Annotated in this window: 18 protein-coding genes and 1 tRNA gene; 13 read left to right on the top strand and 6 right to left on the bottom strand. The window is 43.1% G+C overall.

Annotated elements, in window-relative coordinates; genetic code table 11:
* From VFW36_RS06120 to VFW36_RS06085, 8 genes are all read left to right on the top strand, one after another.
* Positions 1-135, top strand: a 135-nt coding sequence (locus VFW36_RS06120; RefSeq protein ID WP_329657927.1) for an NADH-quinone oxidoreductase subunit H, incomplete at its 5' end; no start/stop codon positions are given.
* The gene (nuoI, locus tag VFW36_RS06115) at positions 135-767 is read left to right on the top strand and encodes an NADH-quinone oxidoreductase subunit NuoI (RefSeq protein WP_329657926.1); all 633 of its coding nucleotides are present in this window, start codon (positions 135-137) and stop codon (positions 765-767) included. The genes VFW36_RS06120 and nuoI, both read left to right, overlap by 1 nt.
* A 9-nt stretch (positions 768-776) precedes the next feature.
* Positions 777-1,355, top strand: a complete 579-nt coding sequence (locus VFW36_RS06110) for an NADH-quinone oxidoreductase subunit J (protein ID WP_329657925.1) — start codon at positions 777-779, stop codon at positions 1,353-1,355.
* Entirely contained in the window at positions 1,355-1,660 is a 306-nt protein-coding gene (gene nuoK, locus VFW36_RS06105; RefSeq protein WP_329657924.1) for an NADH-quinone oxidoreductase subunit NuoK, read from the top strand. The genes VFW36_RS06110 and nuoK overlap by 1 nt, the downstream gene beginning before the upstream one ends.
* Before the next feature lie 3 nt (positions 1,661-1,663).
* Complete coding sequence (nuoL, locus tag VFW36_RS06100) at positions 1,664-3,553, top strand: NADH-quinone oxidoreductase subunit L (RefSeq protein WP_329657923.1); 1,890 nt, start codon at positions 1,664-1,666, stop codon at positions 3,551-3,553.
* Between the two features lie 9 nt (positions 3,554-3,562).
* Positions 3,563-5,143: an NADH-quinone oxidoreductase subunit M gene (locus tag VFW36_RS06095; protein WP_329657922.1), complete on the top strand. Its 1,581-nt coding sequence runs from the start codon at positions 3,563-3,565 to the stop codon at positions 5,141-5,143.
* Complete coding sequence (nuoN, locus tag VFW36_RS06090) at positions 5,143-6,648, top strand: NADH-quinone oxidoreductase subunit NuoN (RefSeq protein WP_329657921.1); 1,506 nt, start codon at positions 5,143-5,145, stop codon at positions 6,646-6,648. Before VFW36_RS06095 ends, nuoN begins: the two co-directional genes overlap by 1 nt.
* A 22-nt stretch (positions 6,649-6,670) precedes the next feature.
* Positions 6,671-9,028 carry a tetratricopeptide repeat protein gene (locus tag VFW36_RS06085; RefSeq protein ID WP_329657920.1) on the top strand — a complete coding sequence of 786 codons (2,358 nt, stop codon included), beginning with the start codon at positions 6,671-6,673 and terminating at the stop codon, positions 9,026-9,028.
* On the opposite strand, the gene miaA is transcribed toward VFW36_RS06085, so the two are convergent.
* Positions 9,020-9,913: a tRNA (adenosine(37)-N6)-dimethylallyltransferase MiaA gene (gene miaA, locus VFW36_RS06080; protein WP_329657919.1), complete on the bottom strand. Its 894-nt coding sequence runs from the start codon at positions 9,911-9,913 to the stop codon at positions 9,020-9,022. The two genes, VFW36_RS06085 and miaA, sit on opposite strands and share 9 nt — an antisense overlap.
* Before the next feature lie 79 nt (positions 9,914-9,992).
* On the opposite strand from miaA, the gene mqnP reads away from it, so the two are divergent.
* From mqnP to VFW36_RS06060, 4 genes are all read left to right on the top strand, one after another.
* Complete coding sequence (gene mqnP / locus VFW36_RS06075; RefSeq protein WP_329657918.1) at positions 9,993-10,853, top strand: menaquinone biosynthesis prenyltransferase MqnP; 861 nt, start codon at positions 9,993-9,995, stop codon at positions 10,851-10,853.
* Positions 10,850-11,371, top strand: coding sequence for a hypothetical protein (locus VFW36_RS06070; RefSeq protein WP_329657917.1), 522 nt, complete (start codon positions 10,850-10,852; stop codon positions 11,369-11,371). Before mqnP ends, VFW36_RS06070 begins: the two co-directional genes overlap by 4 nt.
* Entirely contained in the window at positions 11,368-11,883 is a 516-nt protein-coding gene (locus tag VFW36_RS06065) for a hypothetical protein (protein WP_329657916.1), read from the top strand. Before VFW36_RS06070 ends, VFW36_RS06065 begins: the two co-directional genes overlap by 4 nt.
* Before the next feature lie 42 nt (positions 11,884-11,925).
* Positions 11,926-12,002, top strand: a tRNA-Arg gene (locus VFW36_RS06060).
* Positions 12,003-12,386: 384 nt separating this feature from the next.
* Here VFW36_RS06060 and VFW36_RS06055 read toward each other — a convergent pair.
* Both VFW36_RS06055 and VFW36_RS06050 read right to left on the bottom strand, forming a co-directional pair.
* Entirely contained in the window at positions 12,387-12,731 is a 345-nt protein-coding gene (locus VFW36_RS06055; protein WP_329657915.1) for a hypothetical protein, read from the bottom strand.
* A 95-nt stretch (positions 12,732-12,826) separates the two neighbouring features.
* On the bottom strand, positions 12,827-13,627 hold the full coding sequence (locus VFW36_RS06050; protein WP_329657914.1) for a hypothetical protein: 801 nt from the start codon (positions 13,625-13,627) through the stop codon (positions 12,827-12,829).
* A 284-nt stretch (positions 13,628-13,911) separates the two neighbouring features.
* Here VFW36_RS06050 and VFW36_RS06045 point away from each other — a divergent pair, with 284 nt between their 5' ends.
* On the top strand, positions 13,912-14,193 hold the full coding sequence (locus VFW36_RS06045; protein WP_329657913.1) for a helix-turn-helix transcriptional regulator: 282 nt from the start codon (positions 13,912-13,914) through the stop codon (positions 14,191-14,193).
* Positions 14,194-14,674: 481 nt separating this feature from the next.
* Here the strand turns inward: VFW36_RS06045 and VFW36_RS06040 are convergent, their stop codons facing one another.
* From VFW36_RS06040 to VFW36_RS06030, 3 genes are all read right to left on the bottom strand, one after another.
* A complete protein-coding gene (locus VFW36_RS06040; RefSeq protein ID WP_329657912.1) occupies positions 14,675-15,007 on the bottom strand; it encodes a hypothetical protein in 333 nt (110 codons plus the stop codon).
* 120 nt (positions 15,008-15,127) lie between these two features.
* Entirely contained in the window at positions 15,128-15,325 is a 198-nt protein-coding gene (locus VFW36_RS06035; RefSeq protein ID WP_329657911.1) for a hypothetical protein, read from the bottom strand.
* The coding region (locus VFW36_RS06030) for an antirestriction protein ArdA (protein ID WP_329657910.1) at positions 15,322-15,832 on the bottom strand (511 nt) is incomplete at its 5' end. The genes VFW36_RS06035 and VFW36_RS06030, both read right to left, overlap by 4 nt.

Raw genomic sequence — 15,832 nt, 5'->3', positions numbered from 1 at the left:
TGGACACGTGCCGCATGGCCGGATGTTCGACCTGACCAATTGATGTGGTTGTGTTGGAAAGTTTTAATGCCGATCGCGGTGATCAACGTTGTTGCCACCGGTGTCGTAATCATGATTCAACAAGGAGGTATGTAATGGCTTCACACCACGTTGAAGAACATCACCCGTTAAACGATCGAAATGTGAAGGAAGGGTATTTCTACGTCGATATTGAAACCTACCCGACGAGCGGGTGGGACAAATTTAAACAAGTGGTAAACCGTACTTTTAGCGGCGAGCTTTTTGTCGGTCTATGGGTCGTTATGCGGGAGATGATCAAATTTGACATTCATACCCTTCAGTATCCGCTCGAAAAGCTCCCGATCGGACCGCGCTATCGTGCGGTGCACAAGCTTATGCGCTTGTGGGAATCGGGATATGAGCGTTGTATCGGATGCGGATTGTGTGAAAAAATTTGTATCTCTGATTGTATCCGTATGGATACCCGTATCGATGAGAACAGTCGTAAAGAGGTAACCGAATACAGTATCAACCTCGGACGCTGTATTTTCTGCGGCTACTGTGCCGAAGTGTGTCCTGAACTCGCTATCGTTCATGGACAACGATATGAAAATGCTTCCGAACAACGTGCCCATTTCGTCATCAAAGATGACATGCTTACTCCGCTTGATTTACTCAAAGCAGGTGAACAAGCAGAATACCCAGGCTTCGGAGCCATCATCCCAGGAAGCGACGCGTCGGTCAAAAAGACCCCGTTGGCGTATTAAGGAGTAGGAATGTTTGAAGCGATTGCTTTTTATCTGTTTGCGGCTCTCACGATCGTGATGTTTACTATCACGGTAATGACGAGTCAAGCGCTTTATGCGATTACCGCAATGGCGGCGGGGATGATCTTCATCTCGGCGTTTTTCTTTATTTTAGGTGCCGACTTTTTGGGGGCGATCCAAATTATCGTCTATACCGGAGCGGTTATGGCATTGTATGCGTTTGGGATGATGTTTTTCGATACGACACGCGATGTGGTTGAAAAACGTACTAATCCTCAGATCGTATTTGTTCTGGGTGTATTGGCGGCGGTCATGGTAGTAGCTATTTTTGTTGCTCCGGTTGTCTCTAACAACATTCAGGCTCTGTATCCGATCCAAGAGAATATCGGTAATTCTCAAGCGGTAGGGATCGTTCTTTTCACCAAATACCTTGTCCCATTTGAACTTGCGGCGGTTATGCTTCTTGTCGCTATGATTGGCGGGATTGTGTTGGCCGGTAAGAAAATGGACAGATCGTTGACGTTGATGAAAGAAGAAGAGATCGGTACGATGGACGATAGCTTTGTACCAGAAGAAGGGGGACACTGATGGAAATTACACTCACCCATTATCTTATATTATCGAGTGTATTGTTTGCAATCGGTTTGATCGGGGTTATGCGCCGAAAAAATCTTTTGATGCTCTTTTTTGCAACCGAGATTTTACTCAATGCGACCAATATTGCGTTTGCGGCAATTTCTCACTATATCGGAGATTTGACCGGACAAATGTTCGCTTTTTTCATTATCGCGATTGCGGCATCGGAAGTGGCGATAGGACTTGGGCTTCTCATCGTATGGTACAAACGTACCGGTAAGATCGACTTAGATCAAATGAATTCAATGCGAGGATAGGCTATGGAACTTTATTTATATATTGCACTCTTTGCTCCGCTGGTAGGGTCGTTGTACGCATCTCTTTTCAGCGCATCTCCTAAATCGCAGCATGTCGGGGTGGTGGCATCGGGGTTATTGTTTACCTCATTTATCAGCAGTGCCATTTTACTCAGTTATGTGATGAGCGGTCACATTGTTCATGTTGAGATGATGACATGGATCGCGGCGGGAGATCTCTATATCCCGTTCGGATTTGTCGTTGACCAAGTGAGCGTCGTGATGATGATGGTCGTTACCATCGTCTCTACCGTAGTTCATGTGTACTCCATCGGATACATGGATCATGACAAAGGGTTTAATCGCTTTTTCTCATGGCTTTCCGCGTTCGTTTTCTCGATGATGGTACTCGTTATGAGTGACAACTTCGCAGGGCTCTTTATCGGATGGGAAGGGGTAGGTCTTTGTTCATGGGGACTTATCGGCTTCTGGTATCATAAAGAATCGGCAACTTGGGCGGCAAACGAAGCGTTTATTATGAACCGTATCGCTGACCTTGGGATGTTAATCGGTATTTTCTTGATTTACTGGAATGTCGGATCACTTCAATACGATGTCGTTTTTGCGGAAATCAGCAATCTTCCGATGGTGATCGTAACGTGGATCGGTATTTTCCTCTTTATCGGTGCGATGGGTAAATCGGCACAGTTTCCTCTCCATACATGGCTTGCCGATGCGATGGAAGGTCCAACTCCGGTATCTGCGTTGATCCATGCGGCAACCATGGTTACGGCAGGGGTCTATTTGGTTGTGCGAGCGAACCCGATTTATGATTTGATTCCGAATGTCGGGATCTTTATCGCAAGCCTCGGTGCGTTTGTTGCGTTGTTCGCAGCATCGATGGCACTGGTGAACCGCGATATGAAACGGATCATTGCCTACTCAACTCTATCACAGCTTGGATATATGTTCGTAGCGGCAGGGCTAGGGGCGTACTGGGTTGCATTGTTCCATCTTATGGCGCACGCATTCTTCAAAGCGCTCCTGTTCCTCGGTGCGGGTAACGTTATGCACGCGATGCACGATGAACTCGATCCGTTTAAAATGGGGGGATTGCGCAAAGTGATGAAAGGGACATTCGTTATGATGACCCTTGCTTCCGTTGCGCTAGCGGGTATCTATCCGTTTGCCGGATTCTTCTCAAAAGATTTGATTTTGGAAGTCGGATTTGTGGAGCATCACTACGTTATCTATACCGTATTGTTATTGACTGCCGGTTTGACAGCGTTTTATTCATTCCGTCTTGTTGCATTGATCTTCCACGGGGAAGAGCGTTACAAACTTTTCGGTATCCATCCGCACGAAGCGTATAAATTTATGCTCGTAGCGATGTCACCGCTCTTGGTATTGGCGATCATTGCAGGGTCATTCAAAATGACCTATTTCCAATTGGTTATGAACTTGCTCCCTGCAACACAGTATCATGTTCATGATCAGCTAACATTCTGGATTATGACGATCGGAACACAGTTATTTGTCATCGCGGCTATTTTATTTGCCTATAAAAAATATGCAAACGGAGGGGTTAGCGTTCCTGATGGCACCTCAAAAATGGAGAATAGCTTCGGATACAAACTTTTGAGTAACCAGTACTATATTCCGAAAATTTACGATGAAATATTTTCAAAACCGTATTTGGGGCTTTCTCGTATTGCATGGAAACAGATCGACCTTAAAATTGTTGACGCAACCGTTGATGCGATTGCAAATGCGATTTATAAAACAGGTGAGAATACGCGTGATATTCAAAATGGAAACCTTTCAACAATGTTACGCTGGATGGTTGTCGGTTTGGTTGTATTAATATCGCTTGCTTTAGTGTTTGTCATAGCAGCGCGTATTTTGAATGCTTAAGGAGTAATGATGATAGATCACATTTTAACACTTTTAATTTTCTTCCCGGCATTGGCGGCAATGCTCGGATTTGTCGTCACGAAAGATAGCATGAGAGCCTATGGGATAGCCGTAGCGTTTATCGAATTTGCTCTCTCTTTGTGCCTCTGGTATGCATACGATCCGATGGTTTCGGGAATGCAGTTTATGGAATCTATGCCGTTAATCCCGCAGTTTGGTGTCAACTACCTACTGGGAGTGGATGGGATTTCCCTCTTTATTATTATCCTCTCAACGTTTTTCACGTTGATCGGTATTGCGTCATTGACTGAAACACGCCGCATCAAAGATTTGATTATTACGTTGCTGTTCTTAGAGATGACGATGGTGGGTGTTTTTGCGGCATTGGATGCGATCGTATTCTATGTATTTTGGGAACTCTCTCTTGTACCAATGCTCTATATCATCGGTGCGTGGGGCGGACCGCTTCGTATTTACGCGTCGATCAAGTTTTTTCTCTACACGTTTACCGGCTCACTCATTATGTTGGTCGGGATGCTTTTTATGGCATATTTGTATTTTCAAGCGACCGGAATGTGGAGTTTCTCAATCCTTGAGTGGTATCGAGTTATGGTTCCTTACGCGAATGAATTTAATGAAGTGTGGTGGATGGGCAATTATCAAATTTGGCTCTTCCTTGCATTTTTCATCGGGTTTGCGATCAAAGTCCCGATGTTTCCGTTCCATACATGGCTTCCGTATGCACACGGTCAGGCTCCGACCATCGGTTCGGTGATTTTGGCGGCAATCTTGCTCAAAATGGGAACCTATGCGTTTGTCCGTTTCTCATTGCCGTTGTTCCCTGATGCATCGGTATTGTTTATGTTCCCGATCGCTATTATCGCGATCATTATGATCATCTATACGGCGATGGTGGCGTATGCGCAAGAGGATATTAAACAAGTCGTAGCGTATAGCTCCGTGTCCCACATGGGGGTTATTATCCTCGGAACATTCGCCTTGAACGTTGAAGGGGTGAGCGGTTCGGTATTCTTGATGCTGGCGCACGGGGTAGTATCGGGAGCTCTGTTCTTACTCGTTGGGGTTATTTATGACCGACGTCACACGAAACTGATGTCTGAATTCGGCGGTCTTGCTTCGGTGATGCCACGCTATGCGACGATCTTCGGGATCATGATGATGGCGTCTGTCGGATTGCCGCTTACGATTAACTTCGTGGGTGAATTCTTGAGTCTACTTGGATTTTATCAACAATCCCATGCGTTGACCTTAACAGCCGGAGTTGCGATTATCGTCGGTGCGATCTATATGCTTACCGCGTATAAAAAAGCGTTTTTCGGACCGGTAACCAATGAAGCGAATAAAAATCTCAAAGACCTTAACAAAACAGAACTTGTCGGTCTTATCCCTCTTACAATCGTAGCGATTTGGCTCGGGGTTTATCCAAAACCGGTATTAGAGCCGATCAACAATAGCGTAGAGGGCGTTATTCAGTTGATGCACGATAAAGCACAAAGTCCTGAAGCAAAAGCTCGAATTCCTGATCTTTCAGGTAATGAAGGGACTATCTCAATGCAGGAGGCGCACTAATGTTGGAGCCGGTTAATATTTCGTTAGCATCGCTTAATATAGCGACTTTAGCTCCGATGTTGATAGCCATTGTCGGGGCTTTGTCTATTTTGGTCATCGATATGCTCAAGGGTGGGCTAAACAAATCACTGTATGTCATGATCAGTCTTTTGTTTTTACTTCTCGATTTGGGTGCATTGGTTGATTTCGGGGGAGTTTTCCTCAAAAACGGAACGATCTTAGGATTCTTTGATGTGATGTTGATGGACGGTATCGCGATCCTTTCTCAAATCATCATTGTGGCGGGTTCAATGCTCTTTATCCCGTTGGCACTCACCTCAAAACGGTTCCATGAGTACGACTATCCTGAGTACTTTGCATTGTTCTTGTTTATGATTGCAGGCTTCCAGTTCATGGTGGCAACCGATAATTTGATCATGATTTTTGTCGGTCTTGAGACGGCATCGTTGGCGCTTTATACCCTTATCGCACTTCACAATCGCTCCAAATCATTTGAAGCGGCGGTGAAATATTTTACGATGGGTGCTTTGGCGGCAGGTTTTTATGCTTTCGGTTCGATGATTTTGTACGCGATCAGCGGTTCGGTAGAGATCAACCAAATCGCTAACGTTATGGCGGAAGACCACTATAGCAATATCGGCTATGTTCTCCTCTCTATGGCGTTTATGATTGCGGCATTTGGATTTAAACTTTCGATGGTTCCGTTTCACACGTGGACACCGGACGTCTATGAGGGCTCATCTGCGGCGTTAGCGGGATACATGTCCATCGTTCCGAAAATCGCGGCGTTTGTCGTTGCGATGAGACTGTTTGAATTCTTGGTGCACAGCGGTGTAGCATGGCTTCAAGTTATCCTCTATATCGGGGTTGTGGTAACGATGACGGCATCCAATATTTGGGCATTGGTACAGAGCGATGTCAAACGTATGTTGGCGTACAGTTCGATCAGCCATGCCGGTTTTGTGATGGCGGCTATTTTGATCGGTACGACACAATCGAATACGGGATTATTCCTGTATTGGGCGCTCTTTAGCTTTACCAACCTTGGAGCCTTTACGATGTTGTGGGTAAACCGCCAAAAAAATCTCCTTCCGGGACAAAGTTCAGACCATCCGTATGAGAAATTCTCCGGTATGGTGAAAACGATGCCGATGGCGGCGGTGATGATGGCGCTCTTTATGCTCTCACTTGCAGGGATACCGCCGTTTGCACTTTTTTGGGGTAAATTGTATATGATCGGCTCAGCTGTGAGTGCGGGCTATACGGTGTTGGCGTTGATTATGGCATTGAACTCGGCGATTGCGGGGTATTACTACCTCAAGTTGATCGTATTCATGTTTATGAAAGAGCCGATGGTCGGATATAACCAGTTTTATTTCATGAATGCGTCACTTTCACTGAAAACCATCATCGGTATTGCGGCGGTGGGAACCATTTTTGCCGTATTCGCGGTAAATCCGTTGTTGAAAGTTATTACGCTATTCGTGTATAATAGCGGCTATTAAAAGGAAACAAAAAGGGGAAATAGTGAGATACTGGATACTTTTATCCCTTTGTCTTCCCCTTTTTGGATTAGAACTCTCTATACAAAGCGGAAAAGAATCCTCAGAGCCGTTTAGTATCCTTCACCTTAGACATTCTCAGCCTTTTACCTGTCAAGCGAGCAATGACGAATTCGGGGAGACTCGACGTATTGAATGCCGCTTCGGCAGTTCCCCGAAACAAAATTTTCCCCCCATCGATAATGCACAGCTGAGCGTCAGTGCCGCTTCGACCGCTAAGGGGTATGTTATCACCATACTTCCCAAATCGAAAATGAAACTGATCCCGCTGGTTTTTGATCTAACCAAAGAGTCGCAAACCTATCAAAATGATGTGAAAAGTGCAAAACACTGGAGTATTGTCGGCTACCAAAAAACGCCCCCTTTGATCAAAAATGCTACCCCTTCCGAATCTGCTATCAATTTTCCTATCAAAGTGGCAAAAAACTCTCCCCCTTATGTCGGCGGGCTTGATCTAAAAGGAAATCCGATCAAAATTCGACGGGTTCAAGATGTCACCGATTACATGGAGATGAAAAAGGCGTATGCGGCCAATGATTATGGCAAAGTGCTTGATCGCGCCAATGATATTCTCAAAGACTACCCGAACACGGTCTTTAAGAATGAACTGATGGTATATCAAATCCGTGCGTATCATAATCTGGAAGAGTATGAGAAACTCATTGCGGCATCCAAGAAATTTTTGCGTGAATATGCCGGTGATGCGAGTGTAGCCGAGATTTTGGCGTATACGGCGAATGCTTATAGTAAAGTCGGGCAAGTGAGTGACGCAGATTACTATTTTGACCGCCTTTTTGATGAACAGCCCGACAGCCCGTTTGCACCGGTGGGAATGATCTACAAAGCAGAGCAATTTGAGACGACGGGTGACCCGAAAAAAGCAATGATGTATTATCAAAGAGCGCTTGCTTCGACGAAAGATGTCAAGATCGCATCCAAAGCGGCATTTAAATTAGCAAGATTGGAACTCGCATCGGGAGACGCCAAGCGAGCATCCGAATATGTAGATAAAATCGCAAAAGCCAATGCCGATTATTTTAGTGAAGTGCGTAGTGATGCCATGAGCATGGCGACAGCATTTAACGATAAAAATGATCCTAAGACAGCGGCTCGTATTACCGAGGCTTTACTCAATAAAACCGATAAAAAATTGGATGATTATCAGCTGTTATTGCGAAATCTCGGACTTCAGCTTGCAAAAGCGGGAAAACGTACCGAAGCGTTAAAACGGTTTAACGAGTATTTGGATGAGTTTAAGTACGGGGAATATGCTGAAGAGATACGCCGAGCCAAAGACGGACTTTTCTTTGATGAGGGGGATCGCAATACTACCAAAGAGATCAAAAAATACAATGATTTGATCGAGCGTTACGGTAATGACAGTGTAGGGCGAAAAGCATTGTATAAAAAAGCTCAGCTTCTATTGGAAGAGAAAAAATACAAAGAGATATTGGATCTTGAGAGTGAACTTTATCGACTGGATTCTGCCGAGTATCCGCAAACGAATGCATTGATTACCAAAAGCGCTATCGGATTGACCAAAAATTATTTAAAAGATCAAAAATGTGTAGAGGCGATGAAGCTTCAAAAGATGTACAAAGTAAAATTGCTTAGTGAGTGGGATGAGTCGATATTTAATTGTGCTCTTAAAACAACACAATACGCTTCGGCTAAAGCGATAGCGCAAAAGCATCTGAAAGCACCATCGGTTGCAGAGCGTCAACTGTGGCTGTATCGAATGGTAAAAACACAGTTTGGACTGGGTGAATATAAAGATGCGATCAAAGGGGGGAACGAGCTTATAACATTGTTAGGAGCGGAAAAGAACCCTCCGCTCAATGACATCTATCGCACTATGTTTGATGCCGCACAGCGCGTTAGTGATAGTGATGCGATGATACGTCATATCAAATCGATTGAGGGATCATTTCCTAACGATTTCAAAGATGTTGAGCGTTATACGCAAATGGTGAGTTTGGGGCTTAAACGCAAAGATGAAGCAATGACTCAATCGTATGCGCGTAAAGTGATCGCATTGCAGGAGCGGACGAAAACGTACACACAAAGTCCGTTTATTGAGTTCACGTTGGCGCAGTCGTATCAAAACATGGGTAAAGATACCGACGCATTGAATACGCTGAAAATCTTGAATAAACAAAAATTGACGAATGAGAAGCGTTCTCGACAACAATATCTCATCGGTGCGATTGAACAACGATTGGGACATAAACGGGAAGCACGAGATGCGTTTAATGCGAGTATCAAAGCCGATAAAAACTCTGCGTGGGGAAAATTGGCTAAAGATGCATTGGCACTATTTTAAAAGGGTGCTTGCATAGCTATAAAGGTTATCAGCACTACCGCTAGCATACAAGTCAAACTGATGAGCATTGAACGTCTGTTGCCGTTTGGCGAGTTGTGCGGTATGTGTCGAAATCAGCTCGATCAGCTCCTCTTTATCGATCTTTCCGTCCAGATACTCCAAGGTCTCTATGACCCCGATCGCTTTCATGCTGTTGGGTGCTCTTCCGTAGAGGCGTTCCAGCTCAGCTACTTCATCGATTAATCCGGCATGGATCATTTTATGGGTTCGGAGGGAAATACGCTCACGCAAAAGATCCCGATTGATCTCCAAATTGAGGATGGGACAATCTGATATGATCGGTTGCGGAGGATGGGTACGAAACCACTCCAAGGGGGGTATATTCGATTCGAGGTAGATGAGGAGCATTTTCTCGATACGGTAACGATCACTAGAGGCAATTTTTTGCATACTTGTCGGATCAATCTCACTTAAGAGACGATGGCACTCTCCTAAATCCGTGAGCATATTTTTAGCTTTGTTGAGGGTGTCGGCAGAAAAATCGGGAATCTTAGAGAGCCCATCGATCATACTTTTGAGATAAAAACTGCTTCCCCCGACAATGATTATGTTTTTATCTTCAATTAGTGCTTTGTCATGGATGCGGGCGTACTCGTCGATAAAGGTAAAGACGCTTGTACTCTCATTGGGAGATAATCGGTCAATTCCAAAATGTTCCGCCGAAGCGAGTTCATTCTTGGAGGGTTTAGCGGAGGCAATATCGATCTCTTTGTAGATACTCAGCGAGTCGATAGAGAGGATAAGTGCATTAAACTCTTGAGCGAGACTGAGGGCTAAATCACTTTTCCCCGATGCAGTAGACCCGATGATCGCTAATTGTTTCATTGGAATAATTATAGCGAACCTCACAAGGGTAAAGAGAATTTACGATAAAATAAAATGATTAATGATTTAAAGGGTTTTTGTGAAGCGATTGACGAAAAAAATACAGGATTTTAATGAGCTGGTAATGTTTCAGCACAGCGTATTTTCTCTCCCGTTTATCTTTATCGCTATGATCGTCGCCTCTAACGGGTGGTTCGGGTTTAAACTTCTTGTTTTAGGGACGTTAGCGGCTATCACCGCCCGCAATGCCGCTATGGGATTCAACCGATACGTCGATCGCATATACGATGTGCATAATCCTCGCACCGCAGGACGTCCGAGTGTTGACGGGCGGCTTGACGGAGCCTCTATCGCTATTTTTACGGCAGTCAATTCTCTTGTCTTTATGGGGGTTGCCTATTTTATTAACGATTTGGCGTTTTATCTGAGTTTTCCTGTTCTCATGGTGTTACTTAGTTACTCTTATTTTAAGAGATTCAGTTCGATGGCGCATATCGTGTTAGGAATATCGCTCGGTTTTGCCCCGATGGCGGGGGCGATAGCGGTATTGGGATATGTACCTCTGTGGTCAGTGTTTCTTAGTATCGGGGTGGTATTTTGGGTAGCGGGTTTTGATCTTCTCTATTCGCTGCAAGACATGGAATTTGATAAAACCAACAATCTGCACTCGATCCCCTCACGATACGGGAGCCGCGCGACATTAAAGATTTCGGCGGCATTTCATATTCTGACGATTCTTTTTTGGGGCGCCTTCGTCAGTGTCGCGGGACTCGGAGTATTCGGAAGTGCCGCCGTGGTATTTTCAGCCGGAATGCTGAGCTATGAGCACTACTTGGTGCGCAAAGATTTTACTCAGATTGATCGGGCATTTTTTACGGTGAACGGCTACTTAGGCTTTGTATTTATCGGATTAATTATTTTAGATGAGGTTCTACTATGAGTGATATAAGATTGGTAACTGCAACAATCGATTTAGAGTACGAAGAAGTTTCTGAGAATGCAGAGCGCTTTGAGCGTGAATTTAACGCCATTAACGAATCGGAAGAAAATTCGATCACACAAGGGATAAAGCACGCTAAAAATCGGGGTGAATTGGACGAATCCAGCACATTGATTCTCAATGTCTTAGTCGAGCTGTACCGTAAAATGGACAAGATGGAGTACATGCTCACGCATGGAAGTTCAAAACGTCTGCCCCTTTCATCGAATGCGTTAATAGAGAGTATCGGGTTGGAGCATTTTAAGATAACATCACAATTGCTGGAAGTCGGTAAACACTATTATGCTCGCATTGAGATGGCAACGTTTCCAAGGCGCGAAGTTGCTTTTTATTTTGAAGCAATAGAACCCACATTGGCAAAAATAGAGAAAATGCATGTACGGGATCAAGAGGCATGGGGACACTACATGACGGCATGCGAGCGGATCATGATTCGTCAGATGAAAGGGCTTGAATGAACCATTCTATCGAGATAGCACTGGTCGCGTTAGCGGTGATGGTGGTAGGGGTAATCTACTATGTGATAACCAAAGAGGGGGAAGTCTCCTCCCAAATTCGCTCTATCGCCAAAGCGGTCGATGATTTGCACCGAGAACTTTTTGCTATGGACAAACGGCTCAAGCAGGAGTTGGAAATCATAACATCCCTTCAAGAGAGCGTTCCCCGTGAGCAAAATTCACTGCATGCCGAACTCGGTCGTGAGGTAAATGAGCTATCGGTTCCGATTTTAGAATCTTTGAACCATATCGAAGACAGCTTCGGAGGGTACAAAGAGAAGACGGAAAACCGTCTCCGATACCTCGAAGAGCGTATCCGAAATCTCTCGCTTCCGACCTCTATCAGCGGGATGGATGATGAGAAAGTGATCAGTCGATACAATCAGGGAACTGACATCGACACGATTGCCAAAGAGCTCCGTTTATCAAAAGCCGAAGTGGAATTTGTCCTAAAAATAAACCAACTCAGATAGTTATAAGCTTTATAGGCTATAATTTCGTTCTCTTTAAAAGATGCGTCCGTAGCTCAGCTGGATAGAGCACCGGTTTGCGGTACCGGCGGTCAGGGATTCGAATTCCTTCGGGCGCACCATCTTTAAATCCCCTTCATAACGACATTTCATCAACTTTTATCAAACACAAAAATCGCTTAAGAATTTACTGGGACATACCTCGGGACATACTTTCGTCAAATCTATTTACACAAGTCATTCAAACCACACCACAGCCCGTCATTAGCATCCAAATATTCGTATCTTAAGGGATTGCTGTCGAAAAGTGGCTCTAATAAATAGGTATGGCAAAAACAGAAATGAAAATGATACTCAGTAAATATTGTCTAAAAAATGATCTTTCATCAATTCTAATGATTAAAGTATATATGAGTTTTATTGTGTAGTGCATGATCTTCCTTTGATAATATCTGTAGATAATATGTAAGGAAATCAAAATACTTGTCGTTTGTGCAGAATTATTTTTATTTGACCCAATCGTAATGCACGCGAACAATCTCAAAAAACTCTCGATACGTCATAAACTTCCTGCTTACGATTGCACCAATAGCGATTTGAGCAAATGAGTATTTGATAGCAGTGATCTCGATCACGTCTTCGATGTTCATTACACCATACCGTTTAATCAATCCACGTGTATCTTTGCGTTGCTGTGATTCGAAATAGTATCGACAGTACGCAGAGGAGAAATAGACAAACGTATAGCCGTGCTGTGAAGCTCTATAGCGCGATTGTTTGTAATCGGTAGTGCAGATTACTCGTAAGATTTGTTTTGATGCTTCATGGGCATTTATAGCGTTTATACACATGACGCCATTGTAGTGAGATCGGATCGATGAGTTTGGAAATATGACAGAATGGAAGCTGCTTCACCATTTACATGTGGAAAACTATGCGATAACTTTTAATAGTTTCGCATAAATTTATTATATTTATTTGAATTTTGTATTTGTTGCTGTAGAAACTGATTTGATTGCGCGTCCATAGCTCTAATATCATTTTGTCTATTCGTTTCATCAGCTGCTGCTTTAATAGCTGCTGCTTGTTGTTGAGATGCTCTAGTCGCATTATCTATAGATGCTTGTTTCATATATAAATCTGCTGTATCTTTATCTATCAATTTTGCCTGATACGCTTCAATGATTTGACCTCGTTTTAGCATTTTTGTTCGTGCTGTATTTTTGTCAATCAAGCCATCTTGATAAGCTTCAAGAGCATGTCCATTAAAAATGAGCCATGTAGCTTTGTCAATCAATCCAATTTGATATGCTTTTTCAACATCACGCGAATAAGAGTACCCTAATAGCTCTAAAGTTAATGGATCTACCATTAAATTTAAATATTTGTATACGTGAAGTTTACATGAATTTGGTGAGTTATAATCAGGAAATAGTTTAAGACGGTTTACTGAATTGCACAATTCCGTTATATGTGAACTATTTTTTATAAATGATTCCATAGTTGCTTTAACATCAGGCTCTAAATATTTTACAATAGGTCCATCTTTTTCTTCGCTACATTCAGCATTAGGTCGATCACTATAAGCCCGGCATGTATTGTAACCATCCCATGTAGGTTTATATGTTACCCCATTACTAAAAACTATTGGTTCAGGATAATGTGGACGTGCTCCACATCCACTAATCAATATTACCGTTGCTACAGCTAAGCTACTAATCCTGATATTCTGCATCATTTTTTTCATTTTTGACTATCCTTTTATCTATAACCTTTACTATTATTCTTTGAACGTAACGAATTCACAACATAAAAAGTAACAACGATAGCAATCACTAAACTTATAATTGTTTCAACAGATGACGGGCTTCCCATGAGACTCATCATTCCTATGAATACTGCAAAGAATACAGTCAAACCAATGATTTTCATAACATTTAGACCTTTTAAGATCATAACCCACTATAGTGGTTTGATGCAGCATTCTAATCAAACTAAACTTAACCCAACTAATACTATGGTGGGTTATAGATGTCTCAGACCGCTTTTTCGGATGAAGAAATACAGAACATCTATAAACTCATCGGCGAAAATGTCAAGCATTACCGTATGCAGAAAGGAATGTCACAACTCTCCCTTTCACAAGAGATGGGATACAGTTCAGTCAGCCTTGTATCCGCTGCTGAACTTTGTAATGACGGCAAGCACTTCAATATTGAGCACCTGTACAAGATCAGCAAGATACTCGAAATACCCATCACTCAATTCTTCGAATCTACCCCATCGGAACCACTGTCTGAGTCCAATCAATAGCATCTTATCCCCTTTCGGATTGAAAGGGTCAGGGATAGCGACCAACCAATCAGATAGACAAAAAAGCGATGGTTAACATGAACATCACATTATATGACGTGCTATGCACGGTAAACTTAGCTCGAAGAGGTCAGTTTTAATATAATGAATGTTATGTCTAAAGGTAACTTCAAATACCGCTGTGAACGTAAGCAGGTCACGATAGGGTCAGTTTTAACTGAGCGTATCATTGGCTGTCTCGTTCACTGGCTGTAGGTGTTTTCAGTTAGCGTCCAGCGCTTTTCCGATACCGATTGTTTGAGTGGATGCGAGCCCATCTCCCTTGTGGTTCTTAGAGCCACTGTCAAACCACACCCGATACTATTTCACCATCCCACCCAAAACAAAAAAAGAAATGCGAAATGAGATCAAAGCTCGTAGCGTTGACCGTGGCAGTGCGAAGCATTTAGAGAATGGAGCAGTAATCAATGAGGTACGATAGTTAAATCGCCTCTCTACATTTCGTTAGAATATAGTCGGTTGGGTGTAGATACTTTTTGGCTTCTTTAAATTTTGAAGGCAATTTAGATACTACGAATCCATCGGTACATTCAGCTTCAAATACATATCCGCCATCTATGCTCTCGAATGCTCCGTGCCCATGAGAAATCAAAACATACCGTTCCTGCCCACCATCTTCTTTTCCAATGTACCTACCGTCTGATAACCCTACTTCATCTTTGAGATTAATTTGCAAAAATGCTGCATTTAATGTAGTAGAGATAATTAACAATATGGTTAGTGCTGCAATATTTTTGAATTTATACAATTTCATTATCAAAATTCCTTAGTATTCATTTTGTTACAGAAAATGCTATAGGTTAAATTTAATGTATATAAATTACCTATAAAAATTACTGAAAGTATTTTTTCTTGCATCATATATTTTTACAATTCATTGATGCTTCTGTTTCCAGTAATCTCTTTTGCGCTGCTTACTTCCAGCAATACACATATCAAAGATTTCGGCTAGTGTTGGTTCCTCTACCACTTTGGGTTCATCCTTAATGAGTCCGATTGATCGTAAAAAGTTTACGTCTCGGATTGCAGCAGGATCACCCGCTGCGGCTTTCGTCATTGTTATTGCCATCATGACGCACGTCCTAACAGTCCATCATCGAACTCAGTGTAGTCACAACGCAAGTCTCTTGCAATGGCTGAATGATCGATATAGTATGTCAGATTGGCAGGAATATCACCGAAGCATCCCTCGTCAACTAAATCCTCAGCAAGCAGTTCGTACACGTCTTTAAAGCTCGTACTGGATCGATAATCATAAATCGTTACGTCCTCGTGGTTCTGCAAGGCATAATCGAACTCATATCCTTCATGAAGCAAGAATTGCACCTGTAGCCGTTCAAACTCTTCAAGGTTGGATAACTCCTCAGCAATTTCATTCAAGCGATATGGATCGCTGTACTCACTCACAGAGCATGCTTTGCTCATGCCAGTGTCTTCCCATTCATAGTCTGTAATGAAAAATTCATCATGCGGAACCACATCGCCACAAACCTGTTGACCCTCTGATAGAACAGCTTGAATTGCACTTGCAAGATCATCACATGGCAGCTCAATCCACTCTCCTATTAATCGTCCACTG

It is taken from the genome of Sulfuricurvum sp. (assembly GCF_036279695.1).
Classification (GTDB): Bacteria; Campylobacterota; Campylobacteria; order Campylobacterales; family Sulfurimonadaceae; genus Sulfuricurvum.
This window is presented reverse-complemented; position numbering and strand designations above follow the sequence as displayed.

Bases quoted from the DNA above. Each gene is read 5' to 3' on its own strand.
- nuoI (WP_329657926.1), top strand. From the start codon at position 135: ATGGCTTCACACCACGTTGAAGAACATCACCCGTTAAACGATCGAAAT.
- VFW36_RS06110 (WP_329657925.1), top strand. From the start codon at position 777: ATGTTTGAAGCGATTGCTTTTTATCTGTTTGCGGCTCTCACGATCGTG.
- nuoK (WP_329657924.1), top strand. From the start codon at position 1,355: ATGGAAATTACACTCACCCATTATCTTATATTATCGAGTGTATTGTTT.
- nuoL (WP_329657923.1), top strand. From the start codon at position 1,664: ATGGAACTTTATTTATATATTGCACTCTTTGCTCCGCTGGTAGGGTCG.
- VFW36_RS06095 (WP_329657922.1), top strand. From the start codon at position 3,563: ATGATAGATCACATTTTAACACTTTTAATTTTCTTCCCGGCATTGGCG.
- nuoN (WP_329657921.1), top strand. From the start codon at position 5,143: ATGTTGGAGCCGGTTAATATTTCGTTAGCATCGCTTAATATAGCGACT.
- miaA (WP_329657919.1), bottom strand. From the start codon at position 9,913: ATGAAACAATTAGCGATCATCGGGTCTACTGCATCGGGGAAAAGTGAT.
- VFW36_RS06070 (WP_329657917.1), top strand. From the start codon at position 10,850: ATGAGTGATATAAGATTGGTAACTGCAACAATCGATTTAGAGTACGAA.
- VFW36_RS06065 (WP_329657916.1), top strand. From the start codon at position 11,368: ATGAACCATTCTATCGAGATAGCACTGGTCGCGTTAGCGGTGATGGTG.
- VFW36_RS06055 (WP_329657915.1), bottom strand. From the start codon at position 12,731: ATGTGTATAAACGCTATAAATGCCCATGAAGCATCAAAACAAATCTTA.
- VFW36_RS06050 (WP_329657914.1), bottom strand. From the start codon at position 13,627: ATGAAAAAAATGATGCAGAATATCAGGATTAGTAGCTTAGCTGTAGCA.
- VFW36_RS06045 (WP_329657913.1), top strand. From the start codon at position 13,912: ATGTCTCAGACCGCTTTTTCGGATGAAGAAATACAGAACATCTATAAA.
- VFW36_RS06040 (WP_329657912.1), bottom strand. From the start codon at position 15,007: ATGAAATTGTATAAATTCAAAAATATTGCAGCACTAACCATATTGTTA.
- VFW36_RS06035 (WP_329657911.1), bottom strand. From the start codon at position 15,325: ATGATGGCAATAACAATGACGAAAGCCGCAGCGGGTGATCCTGCTGCA.